We start from the raw sequence: 22,704 nt of genomic DNA, 5'->3' as shown, positions 1-22,704 counted from the left end.
ATTGTCTGTCATTATACTTGTCATGCCGCCTCGCCTGCCGTGATCAGTCTTCTTTGGGCAATGAATCTCCGGTTCGCCCGGACGGACTCCATCATGGCCTGTGCCCTGCGTGTTACCACCGATGTTTTCTCGCCCATGTGCCTGGCGATGGTACGGAACGAGCTGCCGGTCTCGTAAAACCGCAGCATGAATATCCTGTAATCCTCGTAGGAGAAGTGCCGCCTGAGGAACTTCTGTATGTCCCTTACCAGCCTGTCGCACCCGGTAAGCATCTCTTCCCGTTCCTCCGTCTCTTCCGTGCAGTCCGACTCACCCAGTCTCATGAAATACTCGTCTCCGGGGTTGTCGTAACGGCTGTCTTCCCTTGTTCCCGATTGCAGGATTCTCCGATAGCATCCGAAGAAGTAGGATTCCAAGTCCTCTATTCCGTTGTTTGAGAACATCACCTGTTTCCTTACTGCCAGATACGCGTCATGGAATGCGTCCTCGTCAATTTTCCCGTAAAGGGATACACTCTCTTTTAGTCTCGCGTATGAACGGTTGAACCATCCGTTGAAGTCTTTCACGTCTTTTGTTGCCATATCTTTTGATTTTTATCTGTTAGACATCCGGCCTGTGGTGCAGGCACTCTTGTTTCTTTGTATGCCTTACAGCCGTTCTCCCGCCGGAAAGGTGTCAAGGCTCGGCAGGAAAAAATACCGGAGCGCGGAGCGTGAGGATGATTTTTTCCCCGCCGACCCGCAGGGCCCGGCCTTGCGCCCCGGTGGGGAACGGCTACCTTTGCTTCAAAGAAATGAGGGTGTCTTTTGAGGTTTTCCGCCTCTGGATTTTTCACCTGACGGTGAAAAAGAATGTCTGCCGGTGACACGTGCCGTCCGGTTTGCAGAGAGTTCCCGTTTTTTTATTTTCTTCGCTTCCGAAACGGTTTCTCGGACACATGAATCCCTTTCCGATATCATCTGTCCACCGTTCCGTTTTACAGTAAAAATCAATGTCAAACTTAAATTTACAGGAATATGGAAGTAGTGGTTATAGACAAGGCGACTTTCGAGAGGATGCTCTCGGGGTTCGAGAATTTCGCAAGAAAGGTGGAACGGCTCTGCCGGGAACATGAGGATTTGGGAGAGAGGGAATGGCTTGAAAGCAGTGACGTGTGCAAACTGCTCGGTATCAGTCTGAGAACCCTACAGACGATGCGGGAGAACGGTACGCTGGCTTACACCAAGATAAGCCACAAAGTGTATTACAGGCCGGAGGATGTGAAGGCTGTCTTTCCCGTGGTGGAAATGAAACGGCGTATTGGTGCCAATAAAGGAAGGGAATACAATATCAACAACCTATAAATACCGGGCTTATGAATGATAATGGCAATATCCGGTTGCTGACACCGGAAAACGACATGCGCGTGAGGGCCTTTTTCTCGTTGCTGGAAGACCTTTCAAGCAGGGTGGAGAAAATACGCGACAACAATAAACTGTCACTGGACGGGGAACGCTATTATACGGACAAGGAACTGGCGGTGAAACTGAAAGTCAGCCGCAGGAGCCTCCAGGACTACCGAAACAACGGCATACTGCCATATACCCAGGTAGGCGGAAAAATTCTGTATAGGGCTTCTGACATAGAACGGGTGCTGATGGACGGGTACAAGGAAGCGTATCGTCTGAATAGATAAACTTGAATCTACCCTCGTAAAGTTGCTTTTATTTCATGAAACTACCTTCCGGGTATAGAAATTATGAGTGAAAGCAACTTGCTTTATGGTATGATGTCAAAAAAGGAAGTAGCTTGTTGCAAGATTTTTTTGTTTCTTTAATCTTGATTCTGTGATATTGGCCGTTTTAACTTGACCCATAAACACAACATAGGTGTATCTTTGAATTTAGTCAAACATACATCAGCATCATTTAACATTAGGATTCTATTCCAATTGTTAGCTTTTAATTGAGGAACTTCCACTGCTTCATCGAATAAAGCAAAAGCAGCTCCCATGCTATTAAATACTCTAACAATTCGATTAACTATAATCTCTACTTCTCTCATCAGAATAGGTTGCTTCAGGTCATTGTTCTTATGAAGTATAATAACTGTTTCATCTTTTGATTTTCTTTCTATCATACAATTGAAATATCCGAAGTACTTATTGGAAGTATTCAAATAAGTTAGAGATTGCCCAGGTTTTGTTTCGACTCTAATTACTTGCCTTTTAGTATAATCGCAAAGGATTTCATCAAAATATTTATATACAGATTTTTTATTGTTATTTATTGCTTCATCAAATTTTTCTATAAACTCATCTATTGAATATACTTCAGTACCGAAATTGAAAAGTTTGTATAATGTTTTGCTCTTTAAGCACATACCTTCGTCATCACTAACTATACAATCGCAGTATGAGCCGAAGAAACTATGGCAACAATCTACTTGCATATTTTTAAACTTAACCTTCTTCCGAGTTTCTTTATTTACTCCAAATAGGTCAAGAAGCATATATGACATATAATATACCGTTGCAAAATCAGTAGATGATAACCCTGTTTGAGTTAAAGTAGCTTTAATTATATCTAAGAAGGATAATCCTAATGGAGATGAGGCTAACTGTTCGTTAAAAACATTTTCACCTTCTGCTGTAATCAATGTAGGATTATATCTAGCAATAGTATTGTCTCTTATAATTTTGTATGGCTCCTTATTCTCATAAAAATTGTGGGATACAAATTTCATTAATGATGTAAAAAACGGAGGATCTACTTGGAGTCCGTTAGCTGAAACTGGAACTCTTTTTGTTAGCCAATCAAAATCCAATTCTCCCTTTAAATCCTTAATGCTAATATCAACAATGTTATTGATAGCATTTCGCTGCTCTTCTGTTATTTGTGAGAAATCAAAATTTTCAAGCCAGGAGAAATCATCTACTTTGCCTATAGTCTCAAAAGCCTTGCGTGGGGATTGCTTCATAACTTCCAGTTTATTGCTTTCATATATTAAACGATTTTCGCCAACTATCGATTGCATAAATTCCATTTCCGCATATTTAATATTCGTTTTATCATCTTGCAAATCAAATAAATGAGCATTTGAATAGAAAAAAAGAAACTCATCCTTGTGAGACAATATCTTTTCACGCAAGAGACGGTATTTCTCTTCCCTTACATTGAATAGATGGCTGAATACTTGTTTGTCTAAATATATTGTAACCATAAACAATAAAATATGTATAAAATAATAACAATTTATTTATCATTTTTTTTTAATCTCCTTCAATACTAAACCTTTTTTGTTTTAATTCTGGTAGTTCTTTCAAATGTCTGCAAATCCATCTTAAAGGAATAGGTAATGGATTTGTAACGTGCTATCTTCTTTATCTTGCTTCAAATAAAAGTGTAATGACTAGATGATGATAAAGATATGGAAAATAATGGATTCTCTCTATTATTTTCTGACTTTTCTCAAAATCAGTAATTGCATTATTACCACCAATTCCACCTGGCAGCTTACTAACAAGCTAGATTCAATAAATAAATAGCTGTAAATTAACAATATAAATGCACACACTGCTAATATAGCAAGTTACCAGCAAGTTAAATCAACCCCATATTGGAATGTATTTCATATAACGAGTGGGCTGTATTAGTATCTCCAGGTTTTATTAATTTACCATTTAAAACATCTTTTATCAATCGTGAGATACTACCTGATGAAGATTCCGCAGCACCGAATTGTTCCCTTAAAGAGCTGTTTGTCAATGCATTTTCCTCTATATATTTAACATAAGCATGCAGGTATGTTGCCCATGCTTTATCTTTCATTAGAATATTTCTAAAATCCAAATGAGAAAACAATGAAACTTTAATGGCTTGGCAGTGATGCCATATGTAGGCTGTTCGGCATCGGTCCGAGATCCCTACAGACGATGCGGGAAAATAGCACACTGGCTTACAATAAGATAAGCCGTTGCTAGGCAGGAAACACTATTGCACTGGCAAGGAACTGCCGTGAAACTAAAAATCAGCCGCAGGAATCTCCAGAACTATCGTCGAAGGGAAGATATCTTATATCAAGTTAGGAGGCAAAGTACTTTACTATCGTTCCGATATGGAGAAGTTGCTGGAGGATGGGTATTGAGGGACATTCTGACATATACGGAATGAAGGGAGTATGGGAAATAACTTTTGAAGCCGGTGTAATGATGCGTTTTTATATTTTCCTTTCATTCATTTTATGTGTGTAATCTTATTGTTTTTCATTCATTTTATGTGTATATTTGCAGTGTATTTCATTCATTAAATGTGAATAGACACTCTAATTATGGATAGATATGCTATAAATGAGCTGGTTAGGTGGAAAGATGCCCGTAGACGCAAACCACTTATAGTAGAAGGAGCTAGGCAGGTTGGAAAGACTTGGCTCGTAAAGGACTTTGCTTGTAAGCACTATGATAATATTGCGTATATAAATTTTGAGGAGCAAATATATTTACGCAATCTGTTTGAAACGGACTTTGACGTGACAAGGATAATTTCTGCCATAGGAGCCGCTGCCCATCAGAACTGCATACCTGGCAAGACACTGATTTTTCTTGATGAAATTCAAGAGGCTCCGAATGGTGTTACCGCATTGAAATATTTTTATGAAAATGCCTCTGATTATCATATTATTGCTGCCGGTTCTCTTTTAGGGCTGGAACTGCACAGACAAGCCTCTTTTCCTGTCGGCAAGGTACAGTTCATGACACTTCATCCCATGAGTTTTCTTGAGTTCCTTGATGCAGTCGGGGAACAAGCATTGGCTGGATTTATCGCAAAGCGTGATTGGGAGAATATCAGACTTTTCGGACCCAAACTGAAGGACCTGCTCAAACATTATTATTATGTCGGGGGTATGCCGGAGGCTGTTCTGGCATTCAGCGAAACACGCGACTGGCTTGAAGTCAGGGATATTCAAAATGAAATACTTGAAAGCTATGACAGGGATTTTTCAAAACATGCCCCGGAAGAGATTGTCCCGCGTATAAGACAACTATGGAATTCTTTGCCTGCTCAACTCAGTAAGGAGAACCGTAAGTTTCTGTACGGAGTTGTCAGGGAAGGCGCCCGGGCACGGGAATACGAGATTGCCTTTCAGTGGCTTTTCGACGGTGGACTGATTCATCGTGTCAACAATGTGTCCGCACCCCGCCTGCCGTTAAAGAGCTACGAGGACAAATCTGCTTTTAAGATTTTTGCCGTGGATATAGGTTTGCTGGGAGCCATGTGCGGGCTGGATTCGGATACTATAGTCAGAGGTAACAATATTTTCACGGAATTCAAAGGTGCGTTGACAGAGCAATATGTCTTGCAGCAGCTTAAATTGAAACATGAACCATTCTACTGGTCTAAACCGAATGCCCGTCAGGAAATAGACTTTTTAATACAGACTAACGGTGATGGTATAATCCCGATTGAAGTAAAGGCGGAAGAAAACCTTAAAGCCAAAAGCCTCAGACAGTTTGTTTTGGATAATCATCCCGATACGGCATATCGAACTTCCATGTCCGATTACAGACAAGAGGAATGGATGATTAATATGCCATTATATTGTGTTCCTGTCATATAGTCGAATATCTTTTAGAAAAGAACAGTTAATTACCTTTATGTAATATGGAGAGTCATAATATATTAGAATATGGCGAATTTATAAGTTCTGTACGACAGAACCGGGATTCTAAATTCGGTTTTTTACTAGGAGCTGGAACCTCATTGTCTTCAGGCGTACAATCTGCATCGGATTGCATCTGGGATTGGAAAAGAGAAATATACTGTCGATATAATGAAAGCCACCGTATAAATTTCCCGGACGCACGCTCTAAATTTGCGAAATCGCAAATTCAAAAATGGCTGGATGCGCAAGGAGGATACCCTGCATTGGGAGCAGAAGAGGAGTATGTCTTCTATGCAGAAAAAGCTCATCCAATCGCTTCAGACAGGGTACGTTATTTTAATAGTTTAATCCACGACAAAGTACCCTATGTCGGTTATCGGTTATTATGTCTATTAAATAAGTATTCGATAGTAGAATCTGTCTGGACAACTAATTTTGATGGTATGACAGAGAGAGCGGCTCATCAAATGAATATTACACCTAAAGTCATAACATTGGATAATCAACAAGATATCTATAGAACCATATCTAATACAGAGTTAATGTGTATCTCGTTACATGGAGACTACAAATATTCGACATTAAAAAATACTTCTTCTGAACTTGATAACCAGTCTGAAGTTTTCTGTCAGGTTATGACTTACTATTTCACAACAAGGCATTTGGTTGTATTAGGCTATAGCGGTCGGGATAATTCATTGATGTCCGCTTTGAAAAATACATTTACCACTTCCGGAGCCGGCAGATTATATTGGTGTGGAATAGAGGAGTCTCCTTCCTCTAAAGTTTTGTCTTTGATACAAGATATTAGAAATTCCGGTCGCGAAGCTTTTTATATTCAGGTAGAGAGCTTTGATAAAACGATGATATCATTATCGTTAGCTTTGTCTGATGGAAATAGAGAAATGTATGATGTCGTGATGTCTGAAATGGCGAAATATCGGGAGAGCGTTAAACTTGAACCATTTAAAGTGAAAGGACATTGTGCCCGTTATCTACTCCGTGACAATCTATATCCGATAAAACTACCGGACTCCTTATTGAAAGTAGATCTTAAATCTGGTGCCAATATCGTTGATATCCGAAAAGTTGTCAAAAATAAGCCTATTTTTATTGCCGAGCAAAAAGGAACCCTCTATGCCATAGCTTCATATTCAGACTTGGAATCTGAATTGAAAGAATACTTTACGGGTGATATCGTAAGAACCCCTATTTCATTGAAGGACATAAGTGCTAATGGAGCTTTTAAATCAATATTTTTAAAAGCTATTTTATATGGGCTGAGCAAATTGACATGTCTAAATTGTTCTTTCGGGAAAAGATTAATCTGGGGTGACAAAGTTTTTAAGAATGTGAATGGGATGCCCGTTTTGTATGCTCTGTCTATTGGATTAAATTTTATCGAAGACAAAGAGTATGCAACCCTTTCTCTGCGCCCTGAACTTTTCTTTACCGATAAGGATATGCCTAAAGAACAACGGCAGGAGTTCTCTCGCCAGTACTTTTCTAAACTATGGAATAAAAAATATGACGAAACACTTAAGGAGTGGGAAAGTATCATATTCAAGAGCAATCATTTGAAGTTCTGTATTCCTAAGGGCAACGAAAGATTTCAATTTCAAATAAGCAATAACAGTTCGCTGTCCCTTCTATTGGGAAAAGATCATGATCCTGCAATCATCATCCCACAGCAACTTAGTAACAGGATACTTTTTAGAGGTGGAATTATACCGGAACCTCTCCTTTGTTTTCCCTCAATTAATGCAGAAAGGGACAATTTTGATTGGAATCAAATGCGTGGATTGGTTAGAAACAAGCCTACAGATTATTGGAAAGACGAAAAGTTCTCTATCGGAGTATCATTAAGTGTGATAGCTCCTATAGAAAAGTCAGGTAGGTTTGCCAGTTTTATTTCTAACCTATCGCGAAACTTGTCACCAGTAAAAAAAGACCACGATTATCTTGTAGACTATCCCGGATTTAATAGCGCATACCATACCCAATTATTTATTCCTTCTCCGGGAACAGATAAATGGCAATATTCGAAATTATATTACACTTCCGCATTTGAGATTGCTTCCGATATAACACTAAAAATTAATAGACTGGCTATTAATGGACAGTCTGTCATACTTATTTTTATCCCCAAGGAATGGGAGAAATTCAAGACATTGAATCATAAGGGCGAAAAGATAGATCTTCATAATTATATTAAAGCTTATTGTGCTTCACGTGGTATTACAACTCAATTAATTGAAGAAAAGACTCTTACTGACATAATGCTATGTGAGAAAATATGGTGGTTGTCGTTAGCTATATATGTTAAATCTTTACGAACTCCATGGACATTAGCGTCTTTAGATGAGAACACCGCTTATGCAGGTATTGGCTACAGCATATTATCTAAGGTGAATAATGAGCAACACGTAGTAATGGGATGTAGTCATATTTATAATCGTTTTGGGGAAGGTTTAAAATACAAATTGCAAAAGGTCAATAATCCTATTTTTGATAGAAAGAACAACCCTTACATGTCTTATGAAGAAGCCTATAAATTCGGCACGATGATTCAAAATTTATTCCTTGAATCCATGGACAAACTTCCTACTAGGGTTGTAATTCATAAAAGGACACACTTTAGAAATGACGAAATTAATGGAATAAAGGATTCATTGAAAGCCGCCGGTATAGAAACTGTAGAATTATTAACCATCGAATTTGAGTGCGAACGGAAAGAATTACCGTATGATATAAACCGTTATGGAGTGGGCATTCATAATTACCCTATCAAACGTGGAGCATATATTGTAATATCTGATAATACTTTTTTGCTGTGGACCCATGGAGTTGTGCCATCTATAAGAAATGAGAGTTTGTCGTATTATCCCGGTGGAATTGGAATACCTGCTCCGCTAAAAATAACCCGATATTCAGGCAGTAGTACAGTGCAAACAATTGCGACTGAAATATTGGGATTCACTAAGATGAATTGGAATTCATTTAATTTATATACTAAATTGCCGGCAACTATCGACACCTCCAATACATTGGCACAAGTGAGCCACTTGTTGCGCCATAAATCCGAACAGACATTTGATTACCGGCTATTCATTTGAAATGATAAAATCAATGGAAAGAACATATTGAAAACGAATAGGAAGAAATATGCGCCAGCCCCGACTGTTTCTTGGAGGTAAGGGAGTTTGCCGTCTGGAAAAAAGAAATGCCGGTCTGGGCTTTGGTATAAAGCCGCCCTTCCCCCGGCATCTTTTTGTTATATCTTGATGTTACTTTTTCTGACTGTTCCCGTCGGATCGGTCGTTTCCGCTGTACCCGTTATTTTGCCCGGGCTTCCGACGAGAGGCAAGGTTCGCGGGGCAAATACACTCGGTAACGCCGAGGAAGATTTGCCCCGCGACGGCAAGACCGCCTGACCTTGCACGCTCTCGGGGCTCGGGCTATCTTGAATCACAGCGGAACACGACCGGGACGGTCCGTCATTTTTCAACCGGACTGTTACCATCCGTCGCGTTTCGCCGTTCCATCAATCGGTCCATGTCTTCCGAGATTTTGTCATCGGTCACTTTGGCATAGCCTTGCGTGGTCCTGATGTTCGTGTGCCCTATCATCTTGCTGATACTCTCGATCGGCACACCTGCCGAAAGCGTCAAGGTCCCGAACGAATGCCTGCTCGCGTGGTAGCTGAGATTCTCTTTCACACCGGCCAATATGCCTATCTCATGGATGCAGTACCAAAGCCTATTCCGATTGGGCAGAGGGAATACCGGCCTGCCGTCATCGGTTGTATTGTACAAGGACAATATCTGCTCGGCTACGGGGTGTAACGGTATAAAGGACTCGACATCGGTTTTCTTCCTGTTGATACGGATGAAGCGTCTTCCGTCCGCAGTTGTTCCGATATGCGAGGGATAAAGCCGTTTTACATCGACATATGACAAGCCCGTAAAGGCTGAAAAGATGAATGCTCTCCGGGTAAGCTCCTGCAACCTCTCCGGCATGGGCTGTTCCATGATCCGTTGAAGTTCCGCCCTGCTGATATGCCTCAGTTTGGAGTCGGGTTTCTTTTCGTATGTGACATCCGCAAGCGGATTGAAGCGGATAACCTCCCTGTCCACGGCAATATAGATAAGCCTGTTCAGCCATGTAAGGCAGTGGTTGATATGTCCCGCCCCGCAATCTTTGGATTTCAGGTAGAGCTTATAGCCCCAGCCGAAGTCTTCGGTAATATCCTCAAAGGTGATGTCCCTCATACCCAGCGACAGCAGATACTCATGCAGGTATGACTGTGAGGATTTGGACTGGCGGTAAGAAGAGGTAGATTTTATCACTTCGGAACGGATTCTCAGTCTTTCCCGTTCCTCTTCCCCGGCTTTTAGCAATGTGACCGGGACGGCAGACATACTGGAAATCTCGTTCTTCAACATTTCTGCCGTGACCATGCCCGCATCCTTCAACAGATTGTCATATGAGGTCTCTATTCTGGAGCGGAGTGCTTCAAGGAGGTTGTTCGTCCTTGCGTCCCTCACCTCTCCGGTCTTGGCTTTCCAGTCTTTGGGGTTGCAATAACACCCCGTGGCAAACACGCTGTTCTTGCCGTCAATGGTAATACGACACATAATGGCGGTAGTTCCGTCCGCCTTGACCTTACTGCGGTTGATATAGTATAGAATTTTGAATGTACTTCGCATGATTGAATCGTTTTTTAAGGGTTAGAGAACAAGTTTCAGATCCTTTGTCGCCTCGATGTATTTGTCCATGTCCTCGAAAAGTTTCTTAGGGGTTACACGGGCATACACCTGGGTGGTCCTTATATCCGCGTGCCCCAGCATCTTGCTGACAGTCTCGATAGGTACGCCATTTTCGAGAGTCATGAGAGTCGAGAACGAGTGCCGCCCCATGTGGTAGGACAAACGTCCCTTGATACCAACTTTCATTTTGATGCTCGTCAGACACCATTTCAGGGCTTGGTACGGAATTACGGGAAACAGAGTCGGCCTTGTGTCATCACGATATTTTTCGATAAGAGCTACAGCTTCAGGCAACAGCTTCACACGGCTCAACTGCCCGTTCTTTCCCCGGCGGTATTTCAGCCACAATGCCCCGTTATCGTCCCTTGACAGGTTGTCGAGAGTGATGGCCACCACATCCACGTACGAGGTTCCGGCATAACAGGCGAAAAGGAACATGTCCCTGACAATGGAGTGTTCCGGGCGGCATCCAGTAAGCTCTATATCCCGTATCTTCTCGAAATCCTCCTTGCTTAATGCTCTTGGAGCTGTTTCCTTCAGCTTGGGTAATTTGTAGTGTTCAAAATAATATTTGTCCGAATATCCCTCCTTGAAGGCTATGCGGCAGATCTTTTTCAGGATAGCCAGGTAATGGCGCACTGTCTGGACGCCCAGACCTTTCTCTATCACGACATACTCCTGAAATTCCCGGATGAACTGCTCGTTGAGCTGACAGAAAGCAAGGTCGGATACCTTGAACCTGCTGCTGACGAAATCAGCGAGACGGTTGCGGGTGTAAAGGTAGTTGGGCAAGGTGCGGTGAGACACATCAATGCCTACACGTGCCCTGATTTCCTCGATATGCCTGTCAAAGAGTTTGAGCAAGGTCATCTGCGTGTCCTTGCTGCCTTGAAAGGCTTCCTTGACTGCTGTCGCATCAAAATCGGTCTTTCGTTCCAGAAGGGAATCGAACGCGGAGTTTACAGCCAACAGCAGCCTGTCGATTTTTGCGTTGACTTCCACCGCCTCCCTGCTCTTGCCGTTCAGACGGCTTTCCCGGGGATTCCACAGTTCGGGAGTGCAGGAGAGTTTGCAGCTGAACTGCGCCATCGTCCGGTTAACGGTGATGCGTCCCATTATCGGAGCTTTGCCCAACTTGTCCAGTCCGCTCTTTTTGAGGTAGAGCAAAACCTTGAATTTTTCTACTTTCATACGCTTATATTTTTAGTGGCAAATTTACCTGTTTTATAAGCGTTCTTCGATATGCAAAACTATGACAATCAGTGTAATATATCGCTAGTTAGAATTATTTGATCCGCTCTTCGTTACCTTATCCCTACCGGTAACAGCCCTGCTAACGATTTGGTAACTGAATATCCTCAACAAACCTCGTCTTTTTACTTTTCCCTTATGTGGAAAAATATAGAGAAATACCTAATTATCAATAAATTGCGTTATAATTTCTTTTCATTTCCATTACTTATATTACTTCTTTCTTTCCATGTTGCTCGCCATAGCTACGCTTCGCTATTGTTGGAAAATGGTGTTGACATATACACTATCAAGTCTTTAATGGGACATACAAATGTCAAAACCACGCAGATTTATACGCATATCGTAAACGAACAAAAAGAGAAAGCCGCCAATACGCTGCATATAGAAAATTTGGGTTTATAGGTTATAGTGGAGACTTCCACCATTGAGCACCAACGACTTATATAATATCAACGACACATTTACCACCGTATTCCCCTCATGAAGCATTGGCTTTTTGAGGGGGATTTTGTTGTATAGACGTTCTCCGTGAAGAGGGTATTAGTCCTAATAGTGGTTTATCCCTATTTTATTTTCTTTTTCAGCAAATCATTGTGTTAATGAAAATTAAATCTATCGGTGGCAAATAAGTGGCTAATTGGTGGTTTTCAAGCACCTATTTAGCACTCATAAACATCCCTATACTTTTGCGGCATCAACTTTAATACGAAGAAAAAATGGCCTATAAAGTAAATTCATTGGAGGAAATGCCGAATGCGTTGTCCTACCTGATTGAGTCTGTAGAAGCACTACAATCCAAAGTAAATGCCTTGCAACATAAGCAAGCAAGTAATTCACCCAAGTGGATGGATATAGACGAACTTTGTGCTTATCTGCCATCACATCCAGCCAAACAGACAGTTTATGGATGGGTATCTACCAAACAGATTCCCGTACATAAAATAAATAAGGCTTTGGCTTTCTTGCAATCGGAAATTGACGATTGGTTGAAGAACAAATCGCACAAAACCCAAGATGACTTAATGGAAGAAGCCAGACGATTTGTCGAATCTAAAAAGATTATCAGATGATGGAAATAACAGATTATTGCTTTTCGTTCTTTCGTAAGCCCATTCAAAACATCGAACCGATAAGGGCTGTGGGCATTGTGGATGTGTATCGTTATGTCATCGGGCATTATGCGCAACCACAAACCGAGTCCCTGCGTTCGATGCTGCCTTCTCTCGAATCCAAAAGATACAAAGCCACCCATTTCGACTATTGTACTTTTTCGGGATTATTCCGCAAACGGAATGAAAAGGAACTGATTATGCACTCAGGATTGATGTGTTTGGATTTCGACCATGTGGAGAATATCGTGGAGCTAAAACAGCAATTACTCAATCATGAGTATTTCGATACGGAACTGTTATTTGTCAGCCCATCCGGTAATGGATTGAAGTGGATAATACCTGTTGACTTGAAAGGATGGGAACATTCCCGGTACTTCAAGGCTGTCGCCAACTGTATCAAAGCGACAGGTTTGCCATTAGTGGATATGTCCGGCAGTGATGTGGCTCGTTCATGCTTTTTACCCCACGACCCACAAGCATATATTAACCCTAAATACAAAGATGATGTCGAAGAAAATCTTTTCCGCCCAAGATTGGGAGAATGTCCCTTCTGAAATACTGCAAACACATACGCCTGATATTGCTCCTATATATAATAAGGTAAAAGGCGATGTAGAAAGTGTTGTTCGGGAGATAGAACAACGTGCCATTGATATAGCACCCAATTATAAAGATTGGGTGGAGTTGGGTTTTGCACTTGTTAATGGATTAGGAGAGAACGGACGGGAGTATTATCATCGCATCAGCAGATTTTACCCTACTTATCAAAGGGAAGAAACAGACAAACAATATACGCATTGTCTGCAATCCAAAGGGCAAGGCATTACTGTCCGTTCTTTCTTCCATTTGGCAAATCAAGCTGGAATCTCATTGGCTCTGTCCGGCAAGGAACATTTATCCATTTTGCCAAATATCCAAAATGGCAAAACGGGCAAATGGATAAAATCAGAAGAAGAACTTCCTGCATTTCCTGAATGTGTGTTTGAGCATCTTCCTCCTTTTCTAAATGAGGTTGTCAACAATTCCATCTCGGCGGATGACCGTGACACGATATTGATTGGGGCTATTGTGTGTTTGTCGGTATGCTTTCATAATGTTTGTGGTGTGTACGATGAGCGCATTGTTTATCCGAATCTTTATCTGTTTGTTGTAGCAGATGCAGGTATGGGAAAAGGGGCATTAACCCTATGCAGAGAACTGGTAGTACCCATTAACCGCCATTTGCATGAACTTTCAAAGCGATTGGAACAGGAATATAAAGAAGCGATGAATGCTTATATCAAAGGTAAGAAAGATAATGGAATGACTATGCCAGCCGAGCCGCCCATGCGTATGCTCGTCATTCCTGCCAATAGCAGCGCAAGCTCTTTCTTGAAGATACTGGGAGATAATGACGGAGTTGGACTGTTGTTTGAGTCGGAGGGCGACACGTTAAGCCAAACATTGAAGTCGGACTATGGCAATTATTCCGATGTGTTGCGAAAGGCATTTCATCATGAGTTGGTAAGTTTGAGCCGTCGCAAGGATAGAGAGTATTGTGAAGTAGCTAATCCGAGAGTTTCTGTAGCTTTGGCTGGAACTCCCGAACAGGTAAGAAGATTGATACCTGATGCGGAGAATGGGTTGATGAGCCGTTTTTGTTTCTATATCATCCGCTTCAAGCGAGGCATAAGAAATGTGTTTGCCACAAGCGATATTTCTCAATCCAAGAACGCAATGTTCAAACTATTGGGAGATAAGTTCTGCTATCTGCATGAAGAATTTGTACGACAGGGAAATTATTCCTTTTCCCTTCCCTCCGATTTGCAGGAACACTTTATTGAATATCTCAGCCGTGTGAATGAAGAGTGTTGTGACGAAGTGGATAACAAGATGCAAGGAGTAGTCAGACGGATGGGACTAATTGCTTATCGTATAATGATGGTGTTGACCGCTGTCCGGCATTTGGAGAATGTACATCGCAATTCTTCCTCACATGACAAGACAGAGCAACTGGTCTGCCATGAGTATGACTATTCTACAGCCATGAATATTTGCGAAACCTTACTTTATCATGCCGTATTCATTTATCAGAATTTGTCAGGAAATCAGTCCAAACGATTCAATTTCGCTTCGCAAGAGACCGGCGTTTATGCACGAAGGAATACCCTTTATAATATGTTACCCGATACTTTCACGAAGAAGGATTATGATGTACAGGTTTCATCTTTGGGTGAAAATGGAAGTACTGCAAACAAGTGGATAGAAGCCTTTATCAAAGATGGTAAGCTATGCCGAATAGAGCAGGGGAAATATAGGAAGATTTTTTGAGTGGCAAGTTTGTGTTTTAGTGCCACTAAAACCTATACGGCAAGCTGATAAACTGCCGCTCTCAAAAAATCAATTCATGAACATTGAAAGTTAAGATAAATATGAAGGAGAAGAAACTTGGCGGTCGCCCTAAGTTGGCGAACTATCAGAAACGTACCAAATGTTTTCGGGTAATGTTTACCGAGAACGACTATATCTATATCCAATCCAAAGCGGAACAGGCAGGATTGTCTGTCAATGAATTTTGCCATCAGGCGGCAATGGATTGTCAGGTCTGTCAGCGTATCAGTCCGGAAATGGCATCGGCAATCCGTGACCTTTCCGGAATCGCTAACAATGTCAATCAGATTGCCCATCAGATGCACACTTATGGTTTGGAAGCAGTCAAGCAACAATGCTTTTCAATCATATCAGAAGTCAGTAGAATTATCACCCAAGTAAAGAACAATAGCCATGATAGCAAAGATTAAAACAAGAGCAGATTTCGGAGGAATAGTGAATTATGCCAATGACCAAAAGAACAAGAAGAAATGTGCCATACTTTTAGCACACGAAGGTGTCTGTGTCATCAGTAATAAAACCATAGCTGATTCTTTTCAGATACAAGCGTCCATGCGCCCGAAAGTAAAAAGTCCGGTGAAACACGTATCACTTGCTTTTTCTTCGTACGACATTAGTCGTTTCCCTGATAACGAAGAAGGAGATACGCTGATGGTAGAGATTGCTAAGAAATGGATGGAACAAATGGGGATTCGCAATACTCAATATATCATAACCCGACATCACGACACGAAACATCCTCATTGTCATTTGGTGTTCAATCGGATAGACAATGATGGCAATCTCATTTCTGACAGCAATGAAAGAATACGTAATACTAAAGTATGTCGGGCTTTGACTAAAGAATATGGACTGTACTTTGCCCCAAAGAATAGTAAAGCCAGAAACAAGAGTCGTTTGCGCCCTTATCAATTACGGAAGTATAATCTACGTTCTGCAACTCTTGATGCACTGGCTGTATCTCGTTCTTGGAATGATTTTCTTGGCATTCTCAAAAGTCAGGGTATAGGTATGCGCTTTAATCATACAGATAACTCTGATAAAATTCGTGGTATATCATTCTGTCAAAATGAGTATAGTATAGCCGGTTCTAAACTTGACCGTGATTTGAGTTTTAACAGTCTTTGCGCTACATTGGGTAATGTGGCAGCGGAACTGGTTGTTCAACCTCATCAAGCCATAACTTCCGGTGGAGGTGGAGGAACCAGTAACGAACAAGGATGGCGAGATGACAAAGACAAGGGAAAACAACAACATGAACTTTTTTATAAACCCTCAAAACGTAGAAGATAATGAAAGAAGATGTAGTAGCTGCAAATCTTGCAAATTTGCGCCAAAGTATCAACGAGCTAAAAGAATGTATTGAAAAACAGAATACTACAGTCCCTAAACCAGAGCAATCAGTAAAAGTGGACTTCGATGAAAAGACCATTTATAATGGAGTCGCCAAAAGTTTCTGTACTTGCTGGAACGATGCGTTATCAGTGGTGAAGAAGCATATCTGGAAGCAACAATCGGACACATTGCCGTTCTCGCTATGGTTTCCGAAGCTTATTGAATTATTCAAGCAGAAGTCCAGATTTCTTGAATATCTTTATCGGCACGTTTGCGATTATAATCTCAATCGCATGAATATCGAAGCAAATACCGAAAGCATATTAAAACGGCAGGATGAGATATTTGTCAAAATCAATGAGTTGAAAAGTCCTGTAACCATTATTCCACCTAATATCAATGGGATGTTTATACGTGGACATCATATCAAACTTCGATATGCCGTGGTCTTCGTTGTCGTTATTATGGTGTGGGCTGTTGCTGCTTCTGTTAGTAGTGTGAAGTATAAGAAAGAATCCTTTGCACATTATTCGATGTATCGGGCGGTGAAAGAACAATATCAGCATTTACAGGAAATGACTTATGAAAAATCTCAAATTAGAATCAAGTAAAGCATCTTCACTCTATGATTATTATTAGTCTTTTTGTGTGATGCATTCGGTTCTGACCCATAAGGCAATCATTATCTTCTACGGTTTGGTAAGTTTTGATTTTTCTATCTTTGGGAAACATGTATTATTTTGGAAAAGAAAAATGAATAGTTTTGCCTATTTTGCGTGAATTTTTATAACTTTGCGCTTAGGCGAAAAATAAGCATGTATTTATGATACGATTACTCCTAACTACTATAATGTCTTTTTCCTTGTTTGGCTGTCAACCAGGAAAGATAGACCAGATAATAATTGGGATGTTTGCAAATGCACAGGAATCACCAGAGGCAAAACAAACAATCTTAACGCAAAATGCAACAGAATCCGTAAGCATCAGCCAACAAAATTATCAAGGTTTGGAGGTTCCGGCCTATTCTGACAACGATTTTATCCTAAAGAGGACTGCTTATACTACCTCATATGACAAGGTGAATAAAATTCCGAAGTGGGTGGCTTGGCATTTAATTTCAGACCACACAAATGGTGATCAGAGGAGATTGTCAAACTTTATTGTAGATGATGAGGTGCCTGCGCCACGAGCAGAACTTGTTGATTACAAAGGCTCTGGTTATGACCGTGGTCACATGTGTCCCGCAGGTGACAACAAATGGGGATTTGAGCCAATGAGGGAGTCGTTTTTCCTTACAAATATATGTCCACAGGATCATAATCTTAACTGTGGTGATTGGAATGAGTTGGAGATCGCTTGCCGTAATTGGGCTAACAAGTATGGTGACATCTACATTGTTGCAGGCCCCATTTTGTATAAGGGTAAGCACGAAACGATTGGTCCTAACAAAGTGACTGTTCCTGAAGGATTCTTCAAGGTGGTTCTGTGCATGAATGGCACGCCAAAGGCTATTGGCTTTATCTACAAAAATCATCCATGCAACAATCCACAGTCAAGTTATGTTAATAGCGTTGACCAAGTTGAACGTATCACTGGTTTTGACTTCTTTTATAATTTACCAGACGATATAGAAGAAAAGGTTGAGTCCAACGCTAATCTTTCAGATTGGTAGTTTTCTTTGACTTAGCCTGTTTACTATCGCATCTATTGTTGATTTTATTTACTAACACCATATGGATGTAGAAATCCAATAAGATGGCAACAATGCAAATCGCCACATAAATCCATTGTTCATACAAACCATAATATACAGATGCCATAAGTAATATCAACGATATAATTGCTGTAGTCGCTGATACTATATGCATTATAAAATTATTAGAAACCATTTTGAATGTCGTTTTTTCTTTTTTGCTGCAAAATACTATCTGTAATTTCTTTCTGACGAATAGCTTTTTGTTCTTCTTGTTGTTTTAGTAATGCTTTCCGTGCTTGTTCTTGCTTCTTCTTTTTCTGTTCTTTTGCGACTCTTGCAGCTTCTCTACGTGCTAATCTTTCTTCTTCGATTAAAGGTATGACAGAATGTGGATTATATATTATGATGCCTGTGAAGCGTTGAGACTCGTTGTAATACGAATAATATGTATCATCACCACCATTCCCTTTAAATTCACATATCGAGGCCACTATAATATGCTTATCATCAAACAACCACTTTGCTATATAATTAGCAGAATCTTTTGAGGTCTCTATAGGATCTCCAAATTTCTTTCTAATTGTCTTAGATAACTTTTCCGCCTTAAAGCATCCGTCTTCAGAACTACTCTCCGAATCACGTAACACAATACCTTGTAACCTTTTTCTTACGAAAATACCATCTAATATAAAATTCACTCCATCAAGCAATTCGTACTTCTTGAATTTATTATCATAAACCTCTGGATACATATATGAATACCGGTAGTAATCATTGTCATATTCGTTCTTGTTCATATCATAGAATGTTTTAGCAAGCATTCCGACACGAAAATCAAGATACAAATTCTCGGCATCCTGACTCGCAATTCTATTATACAGATTATATATAGTAGAAGATGGATGGATTTTACATTCGTTTAATTGGTTTTCTAAAATAAATGCTATGTATTTATTACAATCTTCCTCTATCTTAGACAGATACTCTGTATTATACAACTTTTCCAACCAAGTCCTTTCGCCTTTGAACCAGCGCACATGTGTAATTGGTAAACATAGAAGAAGGAAGGCAAATCCTCCATATACTATCCACAAATACATGTAAAGTACAGCATGTGTGCTCGAACTTTTATATATAGATTTGGCAATTATTTCTATTCCGTACAATAGAAACAACATGAGAAGAATTTCCCAAGTCCAATATAATATGATGGCTATTATAACTATGGCTATAACATATTGCATAAATTTACTCTTTAAGAGTTCAAGCGTCTGCGATAGTTTTCTAATATACGTTTCTTTGCTATCTCAATCGGAAGTCCTTTAATTTCAACGCCATTTATTTTCTCCAACTTATAGATGATTGACATGAGCTTACGGTAGATTGATGGTAGTTTCACCTTGTCTGTCGTATTGTCAATCTCAGTAATAAGATGCTCAACTTCGGCTACAGCAACCTTTACATCAATATCGTTAGACGAAGGAGCCGATTGAAAAGGAGTTGGTGTAGATGGGGGTGAAATTGGAACAGGCTGCGTGGGTCGTGTCGCATTCGTGTTTGGTTGTGGAGTAGAAGCCTTCTTTCGTGACATGAAGAAGAACCAATATAATCCAGCAATTACTGCAACCAATGCAGCTGTTATGAAGTTGCTTGAAAGTAGCAACGAAAGAATTACAGACGCAACAATGAACACAAGGCAACCCTGTTTTGAGAATCCAAATGTTGTCTGAGTAGTGGCATTGGTTGGAGGATTTGTTCCAGTAGTTGAAGAACTATTTGATTTTGATCCTCCACCCACTTTTTGACGGTAATAAAGCCCCGTACCTGGAATACCTCCAGATACATAAATTCCACGCTTGCCAATGTTCACCTTTGCTCCTTTAGGTCCCATTGATATGCTTGGTCCATTTTTGCTCCAGTTAATTCGTACACCTGGAAGAATTTTAGTGCTTCTACGCCAATATAAACCCATTCTTTTTCGCGAATTTTGCTTGCAAAATTAAAATTTATACTCTAAAAGCAAAAAATTTTAATGGGAAATACGTATAAATCTTGTTGCTTTGAGGAAAAGTAATTACTTTTACCTCAAAAAGTATAACTCATAGCAGATTATGACAACATTAAGCAATGAAGCTTTTGCAGTAATGGCAGCCTGTGAACGAACAAAACAACCTTTCGGTATAACAGTCGATAAGATTTGTTCCGGTCAATACAAGTTCGTGTGGGCTTTCAAGATTGACAAAGAGAAAGCACAACGAGAAGGCTATGGCAAAACTAATGTCAAAGGCAATATAATTTTGGATACAGAATATCCAGGATGCCCTTATTGTGGTGAAAAACGACACATCGTTTGCTCATCATGTAACAAGTTCTTCTGCTACCATGGACAGGAACATGTTACATGCCCCAATTGTGGAACGAGTGGAAATGTGGTATCAATAGAACAGGTTGACCTAAAAGGTGGAGATTATTAAAATTGAAATATGATGGCAGATTTGGCAAAAGGAAGAAGAATCTCTCTCACGAATGGAGGTTGTGTAACCATCATCAAGGAATTAGGTAGAGGTGGACAAGGTATTGTCTATCTCGTAGATTTGAATGGCGAACAAAAGGTTCTGAAATGGTATCTGACTGCACCAGACGAGAAGTTTTACAGAAATCTCGAAAAGAACATCATGAATGGTGCTCCTTCTGATGCATTCCTGTGGCCAGAGCATTTGACAAACCGTCAACTTGGTAGCTTTGGTTATGTTATGCAACTGAGACCAAAGAATTACTATGAGTTCGGCAATTACTTGCTCGCCAAGGTTTGTTTCAAGTCTTTTAAAGCAATGTTGGCTGCAGCTATGAAGATTTGTGACGGATTCATGATGCTTCATCGTTGTGGCTACAGTTATCAAGACCTAAACGATGGCAACTTCTTCATAGACCCAACCAATGGCGATGTGCTAATCTGTGATAATGACAACGTAATGCCTCAGGGCGAGAAATCTGGCATTATGGGTAAGGCTCGTTATATGGCCCCTGAGATTGTTGCTGGTGGAATTCCAGACAAGAGAAGCGACAGATTCTCGCTTTCTGTCATTCTGTTTATGCTCTTCTACGCTAACCACCCATTTGAAGGAGAACGAGTCATTGCATGTCCTTGTATGACGGAAAGCTATGAGCGTAAGTTCTATGGAAGTGAAGCCATCTTTATTTATGATCCGACAAATAATACTAATCGCCCTGTGAGAGGAATCCATCAGAATGTCATCAAACGTTGGTTTGTATTCCCATCGATCCTTCGTGAAACTTTCGAACGTGAGTTCAGTCAGGATTATCTACATAATCCTGAGAAACGAATGATTGAACAGAATTGGGAGAAGATCATTTCACGGGTTCGTGATCAATTAGTCATCTGTCCGATCTGCAAAGAAGAAACCTTTGTTGAAACCAATGGAGCCGTTGGCAAGTGTATCAACCGAGGATGCAACATTGACATCTCCAAGCGTCTGTTTATCAATAACAGATCATTGCCTCTCACAGATAAGACCGAAATCTTTATTGATAACGATAATACGCCAGATGCAATTGTTTCAAAAGATGCCAATGGCGTATTGATAATTAGGAATATCTCATCAGACAAATGGACGGTCGAAACGCCAAGTGGCAAGGTAAAGACCGTAGAATCGCAAGGTATTATGCCTGTAAAAGAAGGATTAAAAATAATGTTCAAAATCCGTGAGATACCTTATCGAGGAGAAATAACAAATATTTAATTTTTACAATAATGGGACTTTTAGATGACGTGGTAAGTGTCCCACGCAGAACAATGACACTTTTCTTTGTAATCGACACATCAGGTAGTATGGCTGGTAACAAGATTGGTGCCGTTAATGATGCTGTTGAGAATGTACTTCCTATGCTTGATGAGATTTCTGCATCCAATCCAGATGCCGAAATCAAGGTAGCAGCTCTTGAGTTTTCAAGTGGTTGTAACTGGCTTTATGACGAACCAAAGCTTGCATCAGAGTTTGTATGGCAGGATGTAACTGCAAGTGGTCTAACTTCACTTGGTGCTGCTTGTCAGGAACTCAACACAAAACTCTCTCGTAATGGGTTTATGCAGACTCCAAGCGGAAGTTTTGCTCCTGCAATTATTCTCCTTTCTGATGGTGGGCCTACAGACGATTTCTATGGAGGTTTGTCAAAACTGAAGGCAAACAATTGGTTCAAGAATGCGATCAAGATAGCTATCGCCATTGGTGATGATGCAGACAAGGATGTTCTCACTCAGTTCACTGGAACGAATGAGGCAGTATTTACAGTTCACAATATTGATGCTTTAAAGCAAATCATTCGAGTTGTAGCCGTTACCTCTTCTCAGATTGGTAGCAAGAGTAGTACTGCTGGCGATACCACAAAGCAGGAACAGGTTATCAAGGATGTAACCGAAGCAACCAAGGATATTAACGGAGCTCAGTCAGAGGCTGCTCCTGTGAATTCTACTGATAATTACGACGATTGGGATTAAACTAAGGTTTCT

At 40.5% G+C, this 22,704-nt stretch carries 21 protein-coding genes and 2 pseudogenes; 16 read left to right on the top strand and 7 right to left on the bottom strand.

What is annotated here, in order from left to right:
- Positions 1-20 precede the first annotated feature (20 nt).
- The gene (locus tag NQ546_RS13815; protein WP_004290493.1) at positions 21-581 is read right to left on the bottom strand and encodes a hypothetical protein; all 561 of its coding nucleotides are present in this window, start codon (positions 579-581) and stop codon (positions 21-23) included.
- Positions 582-1,016: 435 nt separating this feature from the next.
- Between NQ546_RS13815 and NQ546_RS13810 the strand changes: the two genes are divergently transcribed.
- Both NQ546_RS13810 and NQ546_RS13805 read left to right on the top strand, forming a co-directional pair.
- Positions 1,017-1,343 (top strand): helix-turn-helix domain-containing protein, encoded by a 327-nt coding sequence (locus NQ546_RS13810; RefSeq protein WP_004290496.1) that lies wholly within the window; start codon positions 1,017-1,019, stop codon positions 1,341-1,343.
- 11 nt (positions 1,344-1,354) lie between these two features.
- Positions 1,355-1,675: a helix-turn-helix domain-containing protein gene (locus NQ546_RS13805; protein ID WP_004290497.1), complete on the top strand. Its 321-nt coding sequence runs from the start codon at positions 1,355-1,357 to the stop codon at positions 1,673-1,675.
- A gap of 137 nt (positions 1,676-1,812) precedes the next feature.
- On the opposite strand, the gene NQ546_RS13800 is transcribed toward NQ546_RS13805, so the two are convergent.
- Both NQ546_RS13800 and NQ546_RS13795 read right to left on the bottom strand, forming a co-directional pair.
- Positions 1,813-3,201 carry a hypothetical protein gene (locus NQ546_RS13800; protein WP_004290498.1) on the bottom strand — a complete coding sequence of 463 codons (1,389 nt, stop codon included), beginning with the start codon at positions 3,199-3,201 and terminating at the stop codon, positions 1,813-1,815.
- A 380-nt stretch (positions 3,202-3,581) separates the two neighbouring features.
- Positions 3,582-3,809 (bottom strand): hypothetical protein, encoded by a 228-nt coding sequence (locus tag NQ546_RS13795; protein WP_004290500.1) that lies wholly within the window; start codon positions 3,807-3,809, stop codon positions 3,582-3,584.
- 172 nt (positions 3,810-3,981) lie between these two features.
- Between NQ546_RS13795 and NQ546_RS13790 the strand changes: the two are divergent.
- From NQ546_RS13790 to NQ546_RS13780, 3 genes and pseudogenes are all read left to right on the top strand, one after another.
- Positions 3,982-4,125 (top strand): annotated as a pseudogene (locus NQ546_RS13790) (helix-turn-helix domain-containing protein); the annotation flags it as partial.
- Between the two features lie 183 nt (positions 4,126-4,308).
- Positions 4,309-5,595, top strand: coding sequence for an ATP-binding protein (locus NQ546_RS13785; RefSeq protein ID WP_004290501.1), 1,287 nt, complete (start codon positions 4,309-4,311; stop codon positions 5,593-5,595).
- 44 nt (positions 5,596-5,639) lie between these two features.
- A complete protein-coding gene (locus NQ546_RS13780; protein WP_004290502.1) occupies positions 5,640-8,756 on the top strand; it encodes an SIR2 family protein in 3,117 nt (1,038 codons plus the stop codon).
- Between the two features lie 381 nt (positions 8,757-9,137).
- Here the strand turns inward: NQ546_RS13780 and NQ546_RS13775 are convergent, their stop codons facing one another.
- Entirely contained in the window at positions 9,138-10,349 is a 1,212-nt protein-coding gene (locus tag NQ546_RS13775; RefSeq protein WP_004290505.1) for a site-specific integrase, read from the bottom strand.
- Positions 10,350-10,370: 21 nt separating this feature from the next.
- A complete protein-coding gene (locus NQ546_RS13770) occupies positions 10,371-11,600 on the bottom strand; it encodes a site-specific integrase (protein ID WP_004290506.1) in 1,230 nt (409 codons plus the stop codon).
- Between the two features lie 279 nt (positions 11,601-11,879).
- On the opposite strand from NQ546_RS13770, the pseudogene NQ546_RS13765 reads away from it, so the two are divergent.
- The 8 genes and pseudogenes from NQ546_RS13765 to NQ546_RS13730 form a co-directional block, all read left to right on the top strand.
- Positions 11,880-12,065: pseudogene (locus tag NQ546_RS13765) on the top strand (tyrosine-type recombinase/integrase); the annotation flags it as partial.
- 314 nt (positions 12,066-12,379) lie between these two features.
- On the top strand, positions 12,380-12,733 hold the full coding sequence (gene mads1, locus NQ546_RS13760) for a methylation-associated defense system helix-turn-helix domain-containing protein MAD1 (protein ID WP_004290508.1): 354 nt from the start codon (positions 12,380-12,382) through the stop codon (positions 12,731-12,733).
- Positions 12,730-13,329 carry a BT4734/BF3469 family protein gene (locus tag NQ546_RS13755; protein ID WP_004290509.1) on the top strand — a complete coding sequence of 200 codons (600 nt, stop codon included), beginning with the start codon at positions 12,730-12,732 and terminating at the stop codon, positions 13,327-13,329. Before mads1 ends, NQ546_RS13755 begins: the two co-directional genes overlap by 4 nt.
- Positions 13,280-15,085, top strand: a complete 1,806-nt coding sequence (locus NQ546_RS13750; protein ID WP_039953252.1) for a DUF3987 domain-containing protein — start codon at positions 13,280-13,282, stop codon at positions 15,083-15,085. The genes NQ546_RS13755 and NQ546_RS13750 overlap by 50 nt, the downstream gene beginning before the upstream one ends.
- A 101-nt stretch (positions 15,086-15,186) precedes the next feature.
- On the top strand, positions 15,187-15,555 hold the full coding sequence (locus NQ546_RS13745) for a MobC family plasmid mobilization relaxosome protein (RefSeq protein ID WP_004290511.1): 369 nt from the start codon (positions 15,187-15,189) through the stop codon (positions 15,553-15,555).
- Complete coding sequence (locus tag NQ546_RS13740; RefSeq protein WP_004290512.1) at positions 15,539-16,438, top strand: relaxase/mobilization nuclease domain-containing protein; 900 nt, start codon at positions 15,539-15,541, stop codon at positions 16,436-16,438. The genes NQ546_RS13745 and NQ546_RS13740 overlap by 17 nt, the downstream gene beginning before the upstream one ends.
- The gene (locus NQ546_RS13735; RefSeq protein WP_004290513.1) at positions 16,438-17,091 is read left to right on the top strand and encodes a hypothetical protein; all 654 of its coding nucleotides are present in this window, start codon (positions 16,438-16,440) and stop codon (positions 17,089-17,091) included. The genes NQ546_RS13740 and NQ546_RS13735 overlap by 1 nt, the downstream gene beginning before the upstream one ends.
- Before the next feature lie 239 nt (positions 17,092-17,330).
- Complete coding sequence (locus NQ546_RS13730) at positions 17,331-18,152, top strand: DNA/RNA non-specific endonuclease (RefSeq protein WP_004290515.1); 822 nt, start codon at positions 17,331-17,333, stop codon at positions 18,150-18,152.
- A gap of 206 nt (positions 18,153-18,358) precedes the next feature.
- Here NQ546_RS13730 and NQ546_RS13725 read toward each other — a convergent pair whose 3' ends face one another.
- Together NQ546_RS13725 and NQ546_RS13720 are read right to left on the bottom strand one after the other, a co-directional pair.
- The gene (locus NQ546_RS13725; RefSeq protein WP_004290517.1) at positions 18,359-19,420 is read right to left on the bottom strand and encodes a hypothetical protein; all 1,062 of its coding nucleotides are present in this window, start codon (positions 19,418-19,420) and stop codon (positions 18,359-18,361) included.
- Between the two features lie 11 nt (positions 19,421-19,431).
- Positions 19,432-20,148 carry a DUF4236 domain-containing protein gene (locus NQ546_RS13720; protein WP_039953253.1) on the bottom strand — a complete coding sequence of 239 codons (717 nt, stop codon included), beginning with the start codon at positions 20,146-20,148 and terminating at the stop codon, positions 19,432-19,434.
- A 139-nt stretch (positions 20,149-20,287) separates the two neighbouring features.
- On the opposite strand from NQ546_RS13720, the gene NQ546_RS13715 reads away from it, so the two are divergent.
- From NQ546_RS13715 to NQ546_RS13705, 3 genes are read left to right on the top strand one after another with little or no spacing between them, the layout of a single operon-like run.
- Positions 20,288-20,650, top strand: a complete 363-nt coding sequence (locus NQ546_RS13715; protein ID WP_004290519.1) for a TerY-C metal binding domain-containing protein — start codon at positions 20,288-20,290, stop codon at positions 20,648-20,650.
- A gap of 9 nt (positions 20,651-20,659) precedes the next feature.
- Positions 20,660-21,937: a serine/threonine protein kinase gene (locus NQ546_RS13710; protein WP_004290520.1), complete on the top strand. Its 1,278-nt coding sequence runs from the start codon at positions 20,660-20,662 to the stop codon at positions 21,935-21,937.
- 11 nt (positions 21,938-21,948) lie between these two features.
- Positions 21,949-22,692 carry a vWA domain-containing protein gene (locus tag NQ546_RS13705; protein ID WP_004290521.1) on the top strand — a complete coding sequence of 248 codons (744 nt, stop codon included), beginning with the start codon at positions 21,949-21,951 and terminating at the stop codon, positions 22,690-22,692.
- Positions 22,693-22,704 lie beyond the last annotated feature (12 nt).

Source organism: Bacteroides eggerthii (assembly GCF_025146565.1).
GTDB lineage: Bacteria > Bacteroidota > Bacteroidia > Bacteroidales > Bacteroidaceae > Bacteroides > Bacteroides eggerthii.
The sequence above is the reverse complement of the archived record's forward strand: the minus strand, read 5'-3'. Positions and strand labels throughout refer to the sequence as shown.